This window comes from Xanthomonas sp. F10 (genome assembly GCF_014206815.1).
GTDB lineage: Bacteria > Pseudomonadota > Gammaproteobacteria > Xanthomonadales > Xanthomonadaceae > Xanthomonas_A > Xanthomonas_A indica.
Genome location: NZ_JACHNP010000001.1, coordinates 2443262 through 2459542, shown reverse-complemented (window position 1 = coordinate 2459542; position 16281 = coordinate 2443262). Strand labels below are relative to the sequence as shown.

Annotated in this window: 13 protein-coding genes and 1 pseudogene; 10 read left to right on the top strand and 4 right to left on the bottom strand. The window is 69.1% G+C overall.

The features are described from left to right. Positions 1 to 145: 145 nt before the first annotated feature. Positions 146 to 352, top strand: a pseudogene (locus FHR56_RS10740) (ATP-binding protein); the annotation flags it as partial. A gap of 307 nt (positions 353 to 659) precedes the next feature. Further along, the gene (gene pbpC, locus FHR56_RS10735; RefSeq protein ID WP_160946354.1) at positions 660 to 3053 is read left to right on the top strand and encodes a penicillin-binding protein 1C; all 2394 of its coding nucleotides are present in this window, start codon (positions 660 to 662) and stop codon (positions 3051 to 3053) included. Between the two features lie 558 nt (positions 3054 to 3611). On the opposite strand, the gene FHR56_RS10730 is transcribed toward pbpC, so the two are convergent. Both FHR56_RS10730 and FHR56_RS10725 read right to left on the bottom strand, forming a co-directional pair. Next, positions 3612 to 4196, bottom strand: coding sequence for a ferritin-like domain-containing protein (locus FHR56_RS10730; protein ID WP_160946353.1), 585 nt, complete (start codon positions 4194 to 4196; stop codon positions 3612 to 3614). A 33-nt stretch (positions 4197 to 4229) separates the two neighbouring features. After that, the gene (locus FHR56_RS10725) at positions 4230 to 4712 is read right to left on the bottom strand and encodes a peroxiredoxin (RefSeq protein ID WP_160946352.1); all 483 of its coding nucleotides are present in this window, start codon (positions 4710 to 4712) and stop codon (positions 4230 to 4232) included. A gap of 169 nt (positions 4713 to 4881) precedes the next feature. Between FHR56_RS10725 and FHR56_RS10720 the strand changes: the two genes are divergently transcribed. Together FHR56_RS10720 and FHR56_RS10715 are read left to right on the top strand one after the other, a co-directional pair. Continuing rightward, the gene (locus tag FHR56_RS10720; protein WP_160946351.1) at positions 4882 to 5349 is read left to right on the top strand and encodes an Hsp20/alpha crystallin family protein; all 468 of its coding nucleotides are present in this window, start codon (positions 4882 to 4884) and stop codon (positions 5347 to 5349) included. Between the two features lie 136 nt (positions 5350 to 5485). After that, a complete protein-coding gene (locus FHR56_RS10715) occupies positions 5486 to 6373 on the top strand; it encodes a DnaJ C-terminal domain-containing protein (protein WP_160946350.1) in 888 nt (295 codons plus the stop codon). Between the two features lie 218 nt (positions 6374 to 6591). Here the strand turns inward: FHR56_RS10715 and pilH are convergent, their stop codons facing one another. Then, positions 6592 to 6969, bottom strand: a complete 378-nt coding sequence (gene pilH / locus FHR56_RS10710) for a twitching motility response regulator PilH (RefSeq protein ID WP_010340114.1) — start codon at positions 6967 to 6969, stop codon at positions 6592 to 6594. Between the two features lie 82 nt (positions 6970 to 7051). After that, the gene (locus FHR56_RS10705; protein WP_160946349.1) at positions 7052 to 8056 is read right to left on the bottom strand and encodes an acryloyl-CoA reductase; all 1005 of its coding nucleotides are present in this window, start codon (positions 8054 to 8056) and stop codon (positions 7052 to 7054) included. 142 nt (positions 8057 to 8198) lie between these two features. On the opposite strand from FHR56_RS10705, the gene hflK reads away from it, so the two are divergent. From hflK to FHR56_RS10675, 6 genes are all read left to right on the top strand, one after another. Beyond that, positions 8199 to 9350, top strand: a complete 1152-nt coding sequence (gene hflK, locus FHR56_RS10700) for an FtsH protease activity modulator HflK (protein WP_160946348.1) — start codon at positions 8199 to 8201, stop codon at positions 9348 to 9350. After that, complete coding sequence (locus tag FHR56_RS10695; protein WP_160946347.1) at positions 9347 to 10213, top strand: protease modulator HflC; 867 nt, start codon at positions 9347 to 9349, stop codon at positions 10211 to 10213. Before hflK ends, FHR56_RS10695 begins: the two co-directional genes overlap by 4 nt. Before the next feature lie 179 nt (positions 10214 to 10392). Then, entirely contained in the window at positions 10393 to 10578 is a 186-nt protein-coding gene (locus tag FHR56_RS10690) for a DUF2065 domain-containing protein (protein ID WP_160947600.1), read from the top strand. A 257-nt stretch (positions 10579 to 10835) separates the two neighbouring features. Then, positions 10836 to 12128: an adenylosuccinate synthase gene (locus tag FHR56_RS10685; RefSeq protein WP_010340110.1), complete on the top strand. Its 1293-nt coding sequence runs from the start codon at positions 10836 to 10838 to the stop codon at positions 12126 to 12128. A 307-nt stretch (positions 12129 to 12435) separates the two neighbouring features. Beyond that, positions 12436 to 13671 carry a hypothetical protein gene (locus tag FHR56_RS10680; RefSeq protein WP_160947685.1) on the top strand — a complete coding sequence of 412 codons (1236 nt, stop codon included), beginning with the start codon at positions 12436 to 12438 and terminating at the stop codon, positions 13669 to 13671. Between the two features lie 290 nt (positions 13672 to 13961). Next, a complete protein-coding gene (locus FHR56_RS10675; RefSeq protein WP_160947601.1) occupies positions 13962 to 16190 on the top strand; it encodes a GGDEF domain-containing protein in 2229 nt (742 codons plus the stop codon). Positions 16191 to 16281 lie beyond the last annotated feature (91 nt).

The window sequence follows — 16281 nt, the reverse complement described above, 5'->3', positions numbered from 1 at the left end:
GTCCGTAGTCGGTCGGTGCGCGACTGTTTGCGGACGCGGCGATCGCGCGCGTCGCGGTCGCCGCGCAGCCGAGTCCATGGGTTAACGCGGTTTGTTGTGCATGCTGCTGGTGACCGGGGCGCTAAGGTGCCGGCAGCAGCGCGACGCCCGATAGCGCCTGCGCAACGGCGCTCCCGGCCTGCCGTCCAGCGACAACCTGTTCGTGCCGTTCTTCACCACCAAGCCCGGCGATTCGGGGATCGCCCTGGCGCTGTCGCGGCAGATCCTGGAGGCGCAGGGCGACAGCCTGCGCCTGGAGGCGCGCACCGATGCGTCCGGCAGCGTGGCGACGCTGCGCCTGCCGCTGGCGTAGGGTGGGGTTGGACGTTCGGCGCGATCTCGCCCTTGCACAACGTGCTGGCATTGCGCGTCTCCGGGAGACTCCACGCCGTTGTAGGAGCGGCTTCAGCCGCGACGGGTTTCCGATAACGCCCGTCGCGGCTGAAGCCGCTCCTACAACACACCCGCGCGTCCAATCGCGTCGCGGGCAACCGCGCACTGTTGGCGGTGTTCCGACGCCGGCCCCATGGATCGCCGGTGACGCCCTACGCGGCGGGTCGACCCCGCTCGCCGCCTCGCCACCGCACCAGGCAAAATGGCCGCTTCCATCGGGAGCCCGCATGCCACTGGACGACACCGCCGCCTCGCACGCCGCGCGGCGCCCCCGGCGCTGGATGCGCCTGCTGCCGTGGCTGCGCTGGGGCACGGTGGCACTGCTGTCGAGCCTGTTGTTGCTGGACCTGGCGTTCCCGCTGCCGCTGCCGAAGTCGCGCGATACCTCGACCCTGGTCGTGGCCGCCGACGGTAGCCCGCTGCGCGCCTTCGCCGACGGCAACGGCGTCTGGCGCTATCCGGCCACGCCGGACAGCGTGTCGCCGCTGTATCTGCAGGCGCTGCTGAACTACGAGGACCGCTGGTTCTGGCATCACCCCGGGGTCAATCCCTGGGCGCTGCTGCGCGCGGCCAAGCAGTGGCTGTTCTCGCGCCACATCGTTTCCGGTGGCTCCACCCTGACCATGCAGGTGGCGCGCATCCTGATGCCGCCCGAGGTCAGCACGCGCACGCCGTGGGGCAAGGCGCAACAGGCGCTGCGCGCGCTGCAGCTGGAGGCGCATCTGAGCAAGCGGCAGATCCTGCAGTTGTACCTGGAGCGCGCGCCCTATGGCGGCACCATCGAAGGCGTGGAAGCGGCGAGCTGGGCCTACCTGGGCAAGCCGGCTGCGCGCCTCTCGCAGGCCGAGGCGGCGCTGCTGGCGGTGCTGCCGCAGGCGCCGAGCCGGCTGCGCCCGGACCGGCATCCGGAGGCCGCGCGCGTGGCGCGCGACAAGGTGCTCGAACGCATGGTCGCGCTGCGCGTGTGGCCGCGCGCGCAGGTCGACGACGCGCGCATCGAACCGGTGGTGGCGCGCTCGCTGCAGACGCCGCTGCACGCCGCGCTGCTGGCCGAGCGCCTGCGCCAGCAACACCCGCATGCCGCGCACATCGTCTCCACCCTCGATGCCGACCTGCAACGCACCCTGGAGGACCGGGTCAGCGCCTACTTCTCGCAACTGCCCGAGCGCACCTCCGCGGCCTTGCTGGTGGTGGACAACCGCGACCTGCAGGCGCGCGCCTACATCGGCTCCGTGCAGTTCGGCGACCGCCGCCGGCTCGGCGACGTGGACATGGTGCAGGCCTGGCGCTCGCCCGGCTCCACGCTCAAGCCGTTCCTGTACGGCATGGCCCTGGACGATGGCCTGATCCATTCGGAAAGCCTGCTGGTCGACGCGCCGCAGAGTTTCGGCGACTACCGCCCGGGCAATTTCGACGAAGCCTTCAACGGCCCGATCGGCGCCGCCAGCGCCCTGCGCCTGTCGCTCAACGTGCCGGCGGTGGACCTGCTCGACCGGGTCGGTCCGGCGCGCTTCGCCGCGCGCCTGAGCAACGCCGGCATCGGCCTGCGGTTCCCGCGCGGCAGCACGCCCAACCTGGCGCTGATCCTCGGCGGCACCGGCGCGAAGCTGGAGGAACTGGTCGGCGCCTTCGCCGCGCTCAACCGTGACGGCATCGCCGGCCACGTGCGCTACAGCGCCGCCGACCAGCGCATCGAGCGGCGGCTGATGTCGCCCGGCGCGGCCTGGATCGTGCGCGAAATGCTCGAGGCCAATCCGCGTCCGGGCTACGGCATCGGCACCTTCGACGTCGGCACGCGCCCGCGGGTGGCCTGGAAGACCGGCACCAGCTACGGCTACCGCGATGCCTGGGCGATCGGCAGTACCCGCCGCTACACCGTCGGCGTCTGGGTCGGCCGCCCCGACGGCACGCCGCTGCCCGGCCAGTACGGCGCGGTGACCGCCTTGCCGCTGATGTTCGAGACCATCGACAGCCTGCCGCGCCGGCGCGGGGACAACGCCCCGCGGCCAATGCCGCCGACGGTGCAGCAGGTGGACGTGTGCTGGCCGCTGGGCATCGCCGCCGAGCAGACCCCGCCGTCGTTGTGCCAGCGCCGCTTCTCCGCGTACGCGCTCGACGGCGCGGTGCCGCCGACCTTCGCCGAGCGCGACGCGCGGCTGTGGAGCGCCGGCCGCGAGACCGTGCAGGTGGATGCGCACAGCGGCCTGCGGCTGTCGCCGGATTGCGCGCAAGCGCATGTGGCGGTGACGCGCGAACTGGCGCGCTGGCCGGCGCTGCTGACGCCGTGGCTGCACGCCAGCGAGCGTCAGGCCGGGCAATTGCCGGCGCTGTCACCGGACTGCCGCGACGACGGCCGCGGCCGCAGCGACGTCTTGCGCATCGAAGGCCTCAACGACCGCGCCACCCTCGCGCGCGCGCCGGGCAGCACCAGCGTGCGCCTGCAGGTGCGCGCGCTGGGCACGAGCACGCCGGTGGACTGGTTGCTGGACGGCCGCTGGATCGCCCGCACCGAGGGCGCGCGCACCTTCCAGCGCGACTTTGCCGACGCCGGCGACCACACCCTGACCGCCCTCGCCAGCAACGGCGCCTGGACCCAGGTGCGGTTCCGGGTGTTGCGTTGAGCAGCAGTGGCGCGCGCTCGTAGAAGCCAACTGTCACGCAACACGACGATCAGAGTAGGCGGGCGATCCGACCTCGGAAGCAGTCGGGACTGAAGTCCCTCCCACATCGCTCCCGGACACCGATAACCGCGAGCCCCTGTGGGGGGGGGCTGTCGCTGGGTTTTGGCTGCTGCTGTCGCTCTTGCTCTTGCTTTTGACTTGCCGGGTTCCCTTCCGAAGCGGCGGCCATCGCGGGGAAACACCCAAAGGGCGGCGCACATGGATGTGCGCCGTCCGCGGCAGGGGCAGGATGCCCCTTCCGCGGATCCCCGGGATGGACGCGGACCCGGAGCGCGTCAGCGCGGAGGGCGCGAGGCAGGGTGTGCTTTCTTTTGGTTACTTTTCTTTGCACAAGCAAAGAAAAGTAACTCGCCGCAAGGCGAAAGCCTTGGCTTTGGCTTCAACTTTGCGCGTCAGACAACAAAGACCGTAGGAGCGGCTTAAGCTGCGACAGGCGTCATCAGGACGGCCTGTCGCGGTTGAAACCGCTCCTACGACAGCGCTAAAAACGGAAGCGGCTTACTTGCCGATCCAGCCTTCCAGCATGTCCGAGAACTCGTCGGCATGCTCTTCTTCCTGGGCCAGGATCTCTTCCAGGATGCGCTTGGTGGTGGTGTCCTTGTCGCCGACGAAGTTGATCATCTCGCGGTAGCTGTCGATGGCGATGCGCTCGGCGATCAGGTTTTCCTTGACCATGTCGCGCAGATCCTCGCCTTCCTTGTACTCGGCATGCGAACGCGCCGTCAGGGTATCCGGATTGAGGTCCGGCTCGCCGCCCAGCTGCACGATGCGCTCGGCCAGCTTGTGCGCGTGCGCCTGCTCCTGCTGCGCGTGCTCGAGGAACTCGGCCTTGACCGCATCGGCAAGCATGCCGGCGGCCATGAAGTAGTGGCGGTAGTAGCGCAGCACGCACACGTATTCGGTGGCGAGCGCGTCGTTGAGCATCTTGATCACCGCCTCGCGGTCGGCGCTGTAGCTCTTGGTGATCGCGCCGTCCTCGATGCTCTGGCGGGCGTTGGCGCGCAGCGTGGCGGTGTCGGTGAGGCCGGCGGTGTGCTGCAGCGGCTTGGCGTCGGTGTTCGGGGTGGCTGGCTTGTTGGACATGGCTGGCCGTTTCCTGTGGTGGGTAAGGGGATTTCAGTCGGGAAGGTGCTGCAGCACGTAGTCGGCGGCGGAGACCTTGAACTCGCCCGGCGCTTCGACGAACAGCGCACGCACCACGCCGTCGTCGGCGTACAGCGCGAAGCGCCGCGCTCGCACGCCCATGCCGTAGCTGCTGGCGTCCAGTTCCAGGCCCAGCGCCTTGGCGAAGTCGCCGTTGCCGTCGGACAGCATCTGCAGGCCATCCGGCACCAACTGGCTCTTGCCCCAGGCCTGCATCACGAACGGGTCGTTGACCGCCATGCAGTACACCTCGATGCCGCGCTTGCGGAACTCCTCGAAGTGCTCCACGTAGCCGGGCAGGTGCTTCTCCGAACAGGTCGGGGTGAAGGCGCCGGGCACCGCGAACAGCAGGACGCGGCGGTCGTCGAACAGGGTGCGCGTATCCACCGCTTCCACGCCGTCGCGGATGCGCTGCAGCACCACTTCGGGAATGCGTTCGCCGGTCTGGATGGGCATGTCGGGCTCCTTGGATGAACCGAGTCTAGAAACGGAAATGGGAAGGTGGCGTCAACGCCTTGAAAAGCGCTGCGGTACGCCTATCTGACGGGCATGGACGGCGGGCCGGTCCCGCCGCCGCGAACCGCCCCTCCGGGGGTGTACCTCATTCACGTTTCAGGAGACCACGATGAGCATCGTCCGTTATCGCCAGTGGCCGGCCCAGGCCGCATTCCAGAACGAGATCAAGCAGGTGTTCGACCGCTTCTTCGACCCCAACGGCGGCACCGACGAATCGGCCGTCGTCACCGCGCAGTGGGTGCCGCGCGTGGACATCAAGGAGGAGCCGGAGCGCTTCGTGCTGTATGCCGACCTGCCGGGCATCGATCCCTCGGAGATCGAGGTGTCCATGGACAAGGGCATCCTGTCGATCAAGGGCGAGCGCAAGAGCGAATCGGCCGCCGACAGCGAGCGCTTCTCGCGTATCGAACGCCGCTACGGCAGCTTCCACCGCCGCTTCGCGCTGCCCGACAGCGCCGATCCGGACGGCATTTCCGCCACCGGCTACCATGGCGTGCTGGAAGTGCGCATCCCCAAGCGTCCGGCGAGCACGCCGCGTCGCATCCAGGTCGATACCGGGGCCACGATCGTGCAGTAAGCGCCCGCCCGCAGCGGCGTCGCCCTCGCGACGCCGCGCCCTCGCCGCCGGCCGTAGAATGGCCGGGCGATGGCGCAGTGCATGCAACCGGCCCGTTGCCGCAAGGCGGCGGGCCGACTCTTTTTTGAGGTGATGGATGGAATTCAAGGATTACTACGCGACCCTGGGCGTGGAACCCAGCGCCGGCGATGCCGAGATCAAGACCGCGTACCGGCGGCTGGCGCGCAAGTACCATCCCGACGTCAGCAAAGAGCCTGGGGCCGAGGAAAAGTTCAAGGCCGTCAACGAGGCCTACGAGGCCTTGCGCGACCCGCCCAAGCGCGCCGCCTACGACCAGTTGCGCGCGCAGGGCTACCGCCCGGGCGAGGAGTTCCACGCGCCGCCCAACTACGGCGGCGCGCAGGGCTTCGATTTCGAGGAAGTGTTCGGCAACGGCGGCGCCGGCGGCGGCTTCAGCGATTTCTTCGAGAGCCTGTTCGCCCGCCAGCAGCGCGCCCGCCAGGGCGGCGCCGGCCCGGGTCCGGGGCCGGGCGCGCCGCGCGGCGATACCCGCGCCAAGCTGGCGGTGCCGCTGGAAGCGGTGTATGCCGGCGACAGCGTGCGCATCACCATCAACGGCAAGCAACTGGACGTACGCGTGCCCAAGGGCGTGCGCCCCGGCCAGGTGATCCGGCTGAGCGGGCAGGGCAACGGCGGCAGCAACCTGCTGCTGGAGATCGAGTACGCCGCGCACCCGCAGTTCGAGGTGGACGGCCGCAACATCCTCTACACCCTGCAGGTGACGCCCTGGCAGGCGGCGCTGGGCACCAGCATCAGCGTGCCGACCCTGGGCGGGGCGGTGGAACTGAAGATTCCCCCGGAATCGGACGCCGGCCGCAAGCTGCGCCTGCGCGGCCGCGGCCTGCCGGGCACCCCGCCGGGCGACCAGATCGTCGAACTGGAAGTGCTGGCGCCCGCGCCGGAAACCGAAGCGCAGCGCAAGGCGTATCGCGGGTTGGCCAAGGCGTTTGGCGAAGCCGTATGAAGTGAGGCGGGATTGGGGAGTCGCAAAAGCGGCTCCCTTCGCGCTGCAACGTCGTAGGAGCGGCTTCAGCCGCGACAGGCGTTACCGGTAACGCCTGTCGCGGCTGAAGCCGCTCCTACAAGGCGCGCCGATTACATGCGGCCTTACGCCGCGCACTCAAACGCTGCCCGTAAACCCGCCCTTACGAATCCCCAATCCCCAATCCCCAATCCCGGCTTCTACGGCGCATCCTCGCCGCTGAACACCCGCTCGATCACCTCGTACAACTCGTCCTCGGAGAACGGCTTGGTGATGTAGGCGCGGGCGCCCTGGCGCATGCCCCACATGCGGTCGGTGTCCTGGTCCTTGGTGGTGACCAGGATCACCGGGATGTTCTGCGTGGTCGGCTCGCGGCGCAGGGTGCGGGTGGCCTGGAAGCCGTTGAGGTTGGGCATCACCACGTCCATCAGCACCAGGTCCGGCAAGGCTGCCTTGGCCGCTTCCACGCCGGCGGCGCCGTCGGTGGCGGTGATCGTTTCGTGCCCCAGTTTTTCCACGATGCGCTGGATGCCCAGCAACTGCGACGGCGAATCGTCGACGATCAGAATGCGTGCCATGTGGTTCCCCCTAGGAGGCTCCGAGTGTAGTGGCAGCAACGCGAGGGCGGAAAGCGTTGCGTGTCACAAAGCGTCGGCGTGGCTACGCGCTCGGATCCAGCCGCACCACGGTGCGCCCGAACGACTGCCCGGCCAGCATCGTGGCGAACACCTCCGGCAGCCCGGCCAGGTCCACCTCGCGGGTGCAGATCGTGTCCAGGTGGCGCGGCTTCCAGTCGCTGCCCAGGTGCTGCCAGATGCGGTCGCGCAGGTCGCGGGCGGTGCCGGCCGAGCCGATGCCCAGCAGCGACACCCCGCGCAGGATGAAGGGCATCACCGTCATGTCCAGCTCCGCGGTCGCGGCCAGGCCGGCGCTGGCGACGTTGCCGTACGGCGCCGTCTGCGCCAGCAGGCTGGTCAGCATCGCCCCGCCCACGTTGTCCAGGCCGCCGCCGAAGCGCACCGAGTCCAGCGGCCGCGTGGTCTGCAGGGCCTCGCGGCCCAGCACCTGGGTGGCGCCCCAGGCCTTGAGCTGCGCGGCGCGGTCGGCCTTGCCGCTGACCGCATGCACCTCGAAGCCGGCGCGGCTGAAGATGTCGATCGCCAGCGAGCCGACCCCGCCGGTGGCGCCGGTCACGCACAGCGGGCCATGCGCCGGCGTCTGGCGGTTGTCGAGCAGGCGCAGCAGCGCCAGCGCCGCGGTGAAGCCGGCGGTGCCCAGCACCATGCTCTCGCGCAGGCTCAGCCCGGCCGGCAGCGGCACCACCCACTTCGACTCCAGGCGCACGTACTCGCTGTAGCCGCCGTCGCGGGTCTCGCTGAGGCCGCAGCCGGTGACCAGCACCGCATCGCCTTCCTTGAACGCCGGGTCGCTGGAGGCCACCACGTGCCCGGCCACGTCGATGCCGCCGACCAGCGGGAAGCGGCGCAGGATCTTGCCCTGGCCGGTGCCGGCCAGCGCGTCCTTGAAGTTCACCGAGGACCAGGCGGCACGGATCACCACCTCGCCGTCGTTGAGCTGGTCCAACGACAGCGGGGCGATGCCGGCGCGGTAGCCGCTGGTGTCCTGGTGGATGCGGAAGGCGGAGAACTGGGCGGGAACGGACATGGAACACCTTGGTCGGCACGCAGGAATGCACCAAGATACCCTTTCGAAACGGCGGGCCTGCCCCATCTTGTAGAATCGGCGACTCATTATCCGGTGACCGGCGCGTGACCGACGCGTCGCCACCTTCCTTCTTGGAGCATGCATGGCCTGGAACACACCTGGCGGCAAGGGCGGAGACGGCCCGGACAATCACGGGCGCGGTCCCTGGCCGCCGCGTGGCGGCAGTGGGGGAGGAAAGTGGGGCGGCTTGCCCGGTCCGTTGAAGGACCTGTTCGGCGACGGCGGCGGCATCGGCCGCTGGATCCTGGGCGCGGTGGTGCTGCTGCTGCTGTTCAGCAGCTTCCAGCTGATCGGCGAGCAGCAGCGCGGCGTGGTGCTGCGCTTCGGCCAGTTCTCGCGGATCCTGCAGCCCGGCCCGAACTTCAAGCTGCCGTGGCCGATCGAGACCGTGCGCAAGGTCGATGCCACCCGCATCAAGACCTTCGACAGCCAGCTGCCGGTGCTGACCGGCGACGAGAACATCGTCAACGTCTCGCTCAACGTGCAGTACCGGGTCGAGGACCCGCGTACCTACGTGTTCGGCGCGCGTAACGCCGACCTGGTGCTGGAGCAGGCCGCGCAGAGCGCGGTGCGCGAACAGATCGGCCGTTCCGATCTCAACACGGTGCTCAACAACCGCGGCCCGATGGCGGTGGCCGCGCGCGAGCGCCTGCAGGCTGCGCTGAAGGCCTATCACACCGGCCTGATCGTGACCGGCCTGACCCTGCCCGACGCACGTCCGCCGGAGGAAGTGAAGTCGGCCTTCGACGAGGTCAACGGTGCCCAGCAGGTCAAGGAGCGGCTGATCAACGAGGCCCAGGCCTACGCCGCCAAGGTGGTGCCGGAGGCGCGCGGCCAGGCGGCACGCACCCGCACCGTCGCCGAAGGCTACAAGGACGCGGCGATCGCCCGCGCGCAGGGCGACGCCGAGCGCTTCACCCTGCTGCAGCAGCAGTACCAGAACGCGCCGGAGGTCACCCGCAAGCGGCTGTGGCTGGAGACCGTGCAGCAGGTGCTGGCGGAGAACCGCAAGGTCATCGGCGGCGACGGCCGCCAGCTGATCTACGTGCCGATGCCGGCCGAGGGCAAGGCGCCGGCCACGTCGACCCCGCCGACCTCGCCGACCACCGGCGGATCGCTGCCGACGGTGCCGCAGGAGGTGCTGATGCCGTCCTTGAACAGCAGTTCGGCCGAGAGTGTCCGCAACCCGGAGCGCACGCCGCGCCCGACCGGTCGTGAGGAGATCCAGCGATGAAACTGTCATTGTGGGCGGGCATTGCCGTCGTCGCGTTGTTCGCGCTGCTCAGCTCGGTGTTCGTGGTGCCCGAGGACAAGGCGGCGATGGTGCTGAACCTGGGCCGTGTGGTACGCGCCGACCTCAAGCCGGGCCTGCACTTCAAGGTGCCGCTGGTCGAGTCGGTGCGCATGTTCGACCGCCGCTTCCAGGTGATCGACACCACCCCCGCGCGCTACTTCACCGCCGAACAGAAGGACGTCAGCGTCAGCTTCTTCGCCATCGGCTACATCTCCGACGTGCGCGCCTTCTACCGCGCCACCACTGGCGGCGATGAGAAGGTGGCCAACAGCCTGCTGGCGCCGATCATCACCGACTCGCTGCGCAACCAGATCAACTCGCGCACCCTGCAGCAGCTGGTGTCCGGCGACCGCAGCGAACTGATCGCCAAGCAGCTGGTGGCGATCAACGCGGCCAGCAAGACCCTGGGTATGCAGATCGTCGACCTGCGCATCAAGCAGATCGACCTGCCGACCGACAGCCAGGTGATCACCGACGTGTACGAGCGCATGCGCGCGCAGCGCAAGCAGGAAGCCGCCAAGCTGCGCGCCGAGGGCGAGGAGCAGGCGCTGACCATCCGTGCCCAGGCCGACCGCGAGAGCACGGTGCTGGTCGCCGAGGCCGAGCGCGACGCGCAGAAGCTGCGCGGCGAAGGCGATGCCGAGGCCGCCAGCGTCTACGGCAAGGCCGGCTCCGCCGACCCGTCGTTCTACGCCTTCTACCGCAGCCTGGAGGCCTACCGTGGCGCCATGGCCGACGGCAATGGCGTGATCGTGCTCGACAAGAACGATCCGTTCCTGCAGTACCTCAAGAGCGATCGCTGAGGGGTGGGATTGGGGAGTGGGGAGTCGGGATTGGGGATTCGTAAGAGCGGGTTCCCGGTCGCCAGGCATCTGTAGGAGCGGCTTCAGCCGCGACAGGCGTTACTTGGAATGCCCGGTCGCGGCTGAAGCCGCTCCTACAGGCATCACCGGGCTGCGGCCCAGCGTCACCGGAGACCGCCATGCAGGATCTCATCGCCGCGGTCTGTCTGATGGTGATCCTCGAAGGCCTGCTGCTGTTCGCCGCGCCGGAGGCATGGCGGCGGATGGTCCAGCAGATGTTGAGCATGCCGCCGCGGCAGTTGCGTGGGGCCGGCGCCATTGCCGTCGGCTTGGGCCTGCTGGCGCTGTGGTGGGTGCGCGGCTGAGCCAGGCGGGTTGCGACCGCCGGGCCTGAACGCAACCGGCCAGGGGGTGGTGACCGCCACCCAAAACCCGGATAATGCACAAAAGCCGGCCGGGCCCGCTCCACGCGAGCGTCTCGACCGGCTTTTTCCGTGTATGGGTCCGCCGCCGCCTGGACGCTCCCCGATGGAGCAACCGCACTGGCGGCAGTCGGTCCCCGCACGGCCACCACATCCGCGTGGCCCCGACGGTCGCGCAGCAAACCAGGAGTTACCCAGCCATGGGTCAGTCAGTTGTCGTGCTCGGCGCCCAGTGGGGCGATGAAGGCAAAGGCAAGATCGTCGATCTGCTCACCGAGGAAATCGGCGCCGTCGTGCGCTTCCAGGGCGGCCACAATGCCGGCCACACCCTCGTCATCAACGGCAAGAAGACCGTCCTGCACCTGATCCCGTCCGGCATCCTGCGCGCCGACGCGCTGTGCCTGATCGGCAATGGCGTGGTGATCTCCCCGGCCGCGCTGCGCAAGGAGATCGAGGAGCTGGAGACCTCTGGCGTGGAAGTGCGTTCGCGCCTGAAGATCTCGCCGGCCGCGCCACTGATCATGCCGTACCACATCGCCCTGGATCAGGCCCGCGAGAAGGCCGCCGGCGGCAAGGCCATCGGCACCACCGGCCGCGGCATCGGTCCGGCCTACGAAGACAAGGTGGCGCGCCGCGGCATCCGCGTCGCCGACCTGCATTACCCGCCGCAGCTGGAAGAGCTGCTGCGCACCGCGCTGGACTATCACAACTTCGTGCTGACCAAGTACCTGGGCGTGGAAGCGGTCGACTTCCAGAAGACCTTCGACGAAGCGCTCGCTTTCGGCGAGTACGTGCAGCCGATGAAGTCCGACGTCGCCGGCATCCTTCACGACCTGCGCAAGCAGGGGAAGCGCGTGCTGTTCGAAGGCGCGCAGGGTGCGCTGCTGGACATCGACCACGGCACCTATCCCTACGTCACCAGCTCCAACACCACCGTCGGCGGCGCGCTGGCCGGCACCGGCGTGGGCGCGCAGGACATCGACTACGTGCTGGGCATCGCCAAGGCCTACGCCACCCGCGTCGGCGGCGGCCCGTTCCCGACCGAACTGGACGACGAGATCGGCCAGGGCATCCGCGACCGTGGCGCCGAGTATGGCGCCTCCACCGGCCGCCCGCGCCGCTGCGGCTGGATGGACATCGTCGCGCTCAAGCGCGCGGTGGCCATCAACGGCATCTCCGGCCTCTGCATCACCAAGCTCGACGTGCTCGACGGCATGGAGAAGCTGAAGGTCTGCATCGCTTACGAATACCGTGGCAAGCGCACCGAATACGCGCCGCTGGACGCGCAGGGCTGGGAAGAGTGCACCCCCGTGTATCTCGAGTTCCCGGGCTGGAGCGAGAACACCCACGGCATCACCGTGTGGGACGAGTTGCCGCCCGCCGCCCGCGCCTACCTGCGCGCGCTGGAGGAGCTGGCCGGCTGCCCGATCTCGATCGTCTCCACCGGCCCGGACCGCGAGCACACCATGGTGCTGCAGGATCCGTTTGCCTGACGCAGGTGGCACGCGGCTCCTTCTCCCGTACGCGGGAGAAGGAAGCGCCGAGTCTCCAAAGAGCCCCGCGACAGCGGGGCTTTTTTATTTGCACGCACCGAGCTGCGTGAGGCATCGCGCCGGGAATGCGTGCGGGCGTGTGGACGGCTGATCGAACAGCGCGCGCGTGCCTGCTGGCGGCTTCGCGCTATCGGAGTTGCCGGGTTGCCTTCGCGCAAGCGGCAGCCCATGTCCATCTGCGCGACAGCACAGTTGCGCTAGCATTCCGCGGCACCCGCATGCCGCCATTCGACAAGGACGACCGCCGATGTTCGCTGCACTGTTCGATACGCTGTTCAACCGCACGCCCAGCCCCGATGCCTTCGCCAGGATGTATACCGACGCCCTGCGCGCGCGCGGCTATCGCGAGGAGTTGGTCTATCAGCCCGGCGCGTTCCGGCTGGTCGGCGGCAACGGCTACACCATCTATCTGCACAACGCCTATCAGGCCTACAAGACCGCGCCGCGCAAGGGCCGCGCCGAGGCATTGCGCGGCTATGTGACGTCATCGCTCAACGCGCAGGAAGAGAGTGGCCGGGAAAAGACATTCGAAGAGGTGCGCCCGACGCTGATGCCGGTGATCCGCAATCGCGGCATGTTCGAGGAGCTGCGGCTGGAGCACGTCCTTGAGAAGGGCCTCGATGCGCCATTCCCGTATGCATGGCGCGACATTGCCGAGGATTGCGTCGAGCTGCTGGCGCTGGATCTGCCGGACACCATTTCCACGCTGTTCCAGGGGCCGCGTGCGGCATGGGGGATCACCCTGGACGAAGGCCTGGCCATCGCCCGCGACAATCTGCGCGAGGCAACCGCCGACCATTTCGTCGAAGTCGCACCGGGCGTGTTCCGCGGCGCATGGCAGGACGCCTACGACACCAGTCGTGCCTTGCTCCCCGACGTGCTGTACCGCGTTCCGGTGGCGGGCAATCCGCTGTTCATGCTGCCGGCGCGCGATTGCCTGCTGGTGGTGGGGGATCGCGACGCGGCCGCCATCGGCGCGATGCTGGAGCTGAGCGTGGAAGCGGCCGCGCACGGTCGCAGCGTGTCGGCGCTGGTGTTCACCTACGACGAAGCGCGCCGCATCGTGCCGTTCGCGCTGGCGTTGCCCGAGCAGCGCCAGCGCCAGGCGGACCTGCGCCGGCTGCTGGACGCGCCTGCCTATGCCGACCAGCAGGCGGCGCTGGACAAGCTGCACGACGCCACCGGCCAGGACATCTTCGTCGCATCGTTCAGCGTCTACCAGGAGCGCGACGACGGTGCACGGCAGTTTTCGCTCTGTACCTGGACCAAGGGCGTCGAGACGTTGCTGCCCAGGGCCGACCGGATTGCCTTGATCGTCCCGCGCGACGACGCCGAGGGGGACGAGGTCGTCGTGGTGGCCTGGGACGAGGCGATTACTGCATTCGGCGACTTGATGCAGCCGCAGCCGCCGCTGTATCCGCCGCGCTACCGGGTGCGGGCGTTTCCCGACGACGCACAGCTCCGGCAGCTGACGCCGCTGTGATGGGGGTGTCGGGATCCGAGATATGTGTTGCGCGGCGTGCTCCCGACCCTCACCCAAACCCCTCTCCTGCCCGGAGAGGGGCTAGCTGCGGTCCAGGCTGGTGCGGGCATAGCGTGCGCTACGTCGGTTCCAGCGCGGGATGGGACTCAAGAAATCGCCTTCGCGGCCGATAGCAGCGCACGGGTCGGCGTCGCTGCACATCGGCAGCGACACGCGGGGAACCAGATTGCGCCGGCAGTTGCCGTGCCCAGGGCTCCGGCGTGCGCCGCGGCATCTTGGGGGAGAAGGCAGTGCGCAGTCGCTTGGTTTGGCAGTCGCTCGGGGCGCTGCTGTGGTGGGGCGTGCTGGTGCCGTGCGCGGTGGCACAGACAGCGTCAGCGCCCGTATGCGCGCCGGCGCAGGCCTTGCCGGCCTGCGTGGAGGCCGTGCGCGCCGAAGACCCGGCGGCTGCGCTGCGCATGGGCTTGCCGGCGTGGGAGGCCGCGGCCGACAAGCAAGGTTTGATTCCCCTTGGCCTGGAACTGGTGGACGCGGCGTCCGCGGCGGGTCAGCCGGACACCGTGGTGTCCATCGGCTCGGCGTTGCTCACCCAGCCGTTGTCGCCGCAGCAGCGGCTGCGTTTGCTCAAAAAGCTCAATGGCGACATCTGGCGGCCCCGCGATGCTGCTCGCATCGCCCAGCTTGAGGGCGAGATGCGGCGCCTGGAAAAAGAACTGCCGGACGAACCAAAGATCGCTGAACTGTGGCGAATGCTCGCTGCTTCCTACTACCTGATGGGCGCGCAGGACGACGCCCTGCGCGTCGCCCGTATCGCCTTGTCGAAGGTGCGCACCCATCCCGACTTGGTGGAGTACAACGCCAACCAGATCATCTTCATCGTGTCCTCGCAGCAGGGCCGCATGCCCGATGCCATCGCCGCCGTGCTCGAAGTGGAGCGCGTGGGCAAGGCGCTGGGCAAACCGGACGACGCCGCCATGCTGCACAACGCCACCGGCGTGTTCGTGTATGCCCACGAATGGGAAAAAGCCATCGAATACGGCCAGCGTGCCCTGGCCGCCTACGACGCCAAGCCGCGCAAGGGACTGGCGCGCGCGGACGTACTCAACAACCTCGGCTCGGCCTACGAAGGCGCCAACGAACTGCCGCGTGCCGAGGCCATCTACCGGCAGGCGCTGGCGTCGGCGCGCGCCGACGACAAGGCGTCGGTGATCGGGCCGCTGAACAACCTCGCCAACGTGCTGCGTCGCCAGCATCGCCCGCAGGAGGCGTTGCCGCTGTTGCGCGAAGCCGCCGCGGCGCTGGAGAACGTTGCGCGTGGTGGCGATCACGGCGACAACGGCGAAGCCGCCATCGTCTATTCCAATCTTGGCGTCGCCCTGGCGGACCTCGGCCAGCGCGAGGCCGCGGCCACCGCGTTCGAGCGCTCGCGGCAGTTGTTCGCGCACTCGGACAACGTGCCGCGGCGGCTGGAACTGTACCCACGCATGATCGACAACCTCGACGCGCTCGGTCGCGACCACGAGGCGCTGGTGCTGATGCGCGAATACAAGGCGGTCAACGACGACGCGGTGAACGTCGAATCCAAGACCCGCATCGCCGAGCTCGAATCGGCGGTCGACCTGGCGCGCAAGAAGAGCGAGCTGGCCGCGCTCGGCCGCACCCGCGCCGCCGAACAGGCCGCCTACGCGCAACTGCAGGCGCGCGAACAGCGCCAGCGCAGCGTGCTCTACGGCCTGTTGGCCGCGCTGCTGGCGCTCGCCGGTTTCTTCCTGCTCAAGGTGCGCGAAGGCCGCGTGCGCCGGCGCATCAACGCCGAACTGGCGCGCAAGAACGACGAGATCCAGACCCAGCACCGCGAACTGGAACAGCTTACCGCCACCATCCGCCGCCAGAGCGAAGAGGACGCCCTCACCGGCCTTCGCAACCGCCGCTACATCACCGCCTGGTTGCAGGCACGCGAGGCCGCCGCGACGCCCGAGCGCACGCAGGAGCCGCTGCTGATCGCGCTGCTGGATGTCGACCATTTCAAGCGTGTCAACGACCTGCACGGCCACGAAGGCGGCGACCACGCCCTGATGCACCTGGGCGACCTGTTGCGCGAGTGCGCACGCAGCACCGACATCATCGCCCGCTGGGGTGGCGAAGAATTCCTGTGGATCTGCCCCGGCGGCACCCTGGCCGACGCCCCGCGCCTGTTCCGCCGCCTGCGCGAGCGCCTGCAGGCCGAACCGCTGGTGCGCCCGACCGGCCGCATCGCCCTCACCGTGTCGATGGGCGTGAGCCTGTTCCCCGCCCACCCCGGCGGCGACTGGCCGCTGAGCCTGCGCATCGCCGACGCGGCGCTGTACCGCGCCAAGCATGCCGGCCGCGATCGGTGGGTGGGGTTGACGCTGGAAGGTGTGGCGACTGACCTTGGCGCCGATGTGTCGCTGGAGGCACTGGAGGTAGAAGGCCGGCTGCGGCAGAGCGGCGGTGGAGGTGACGGGGCGGTGTTTGTGGAGGGGCATGGAGTGGTGTGACAGCGCGATTCACGCGAGTGCAATGGCAGGCACTCGCTCCATTGGCTGTGCGCGTTTTGCCAGAAACGGCGGGGCGCGAGCGCAGTGATTG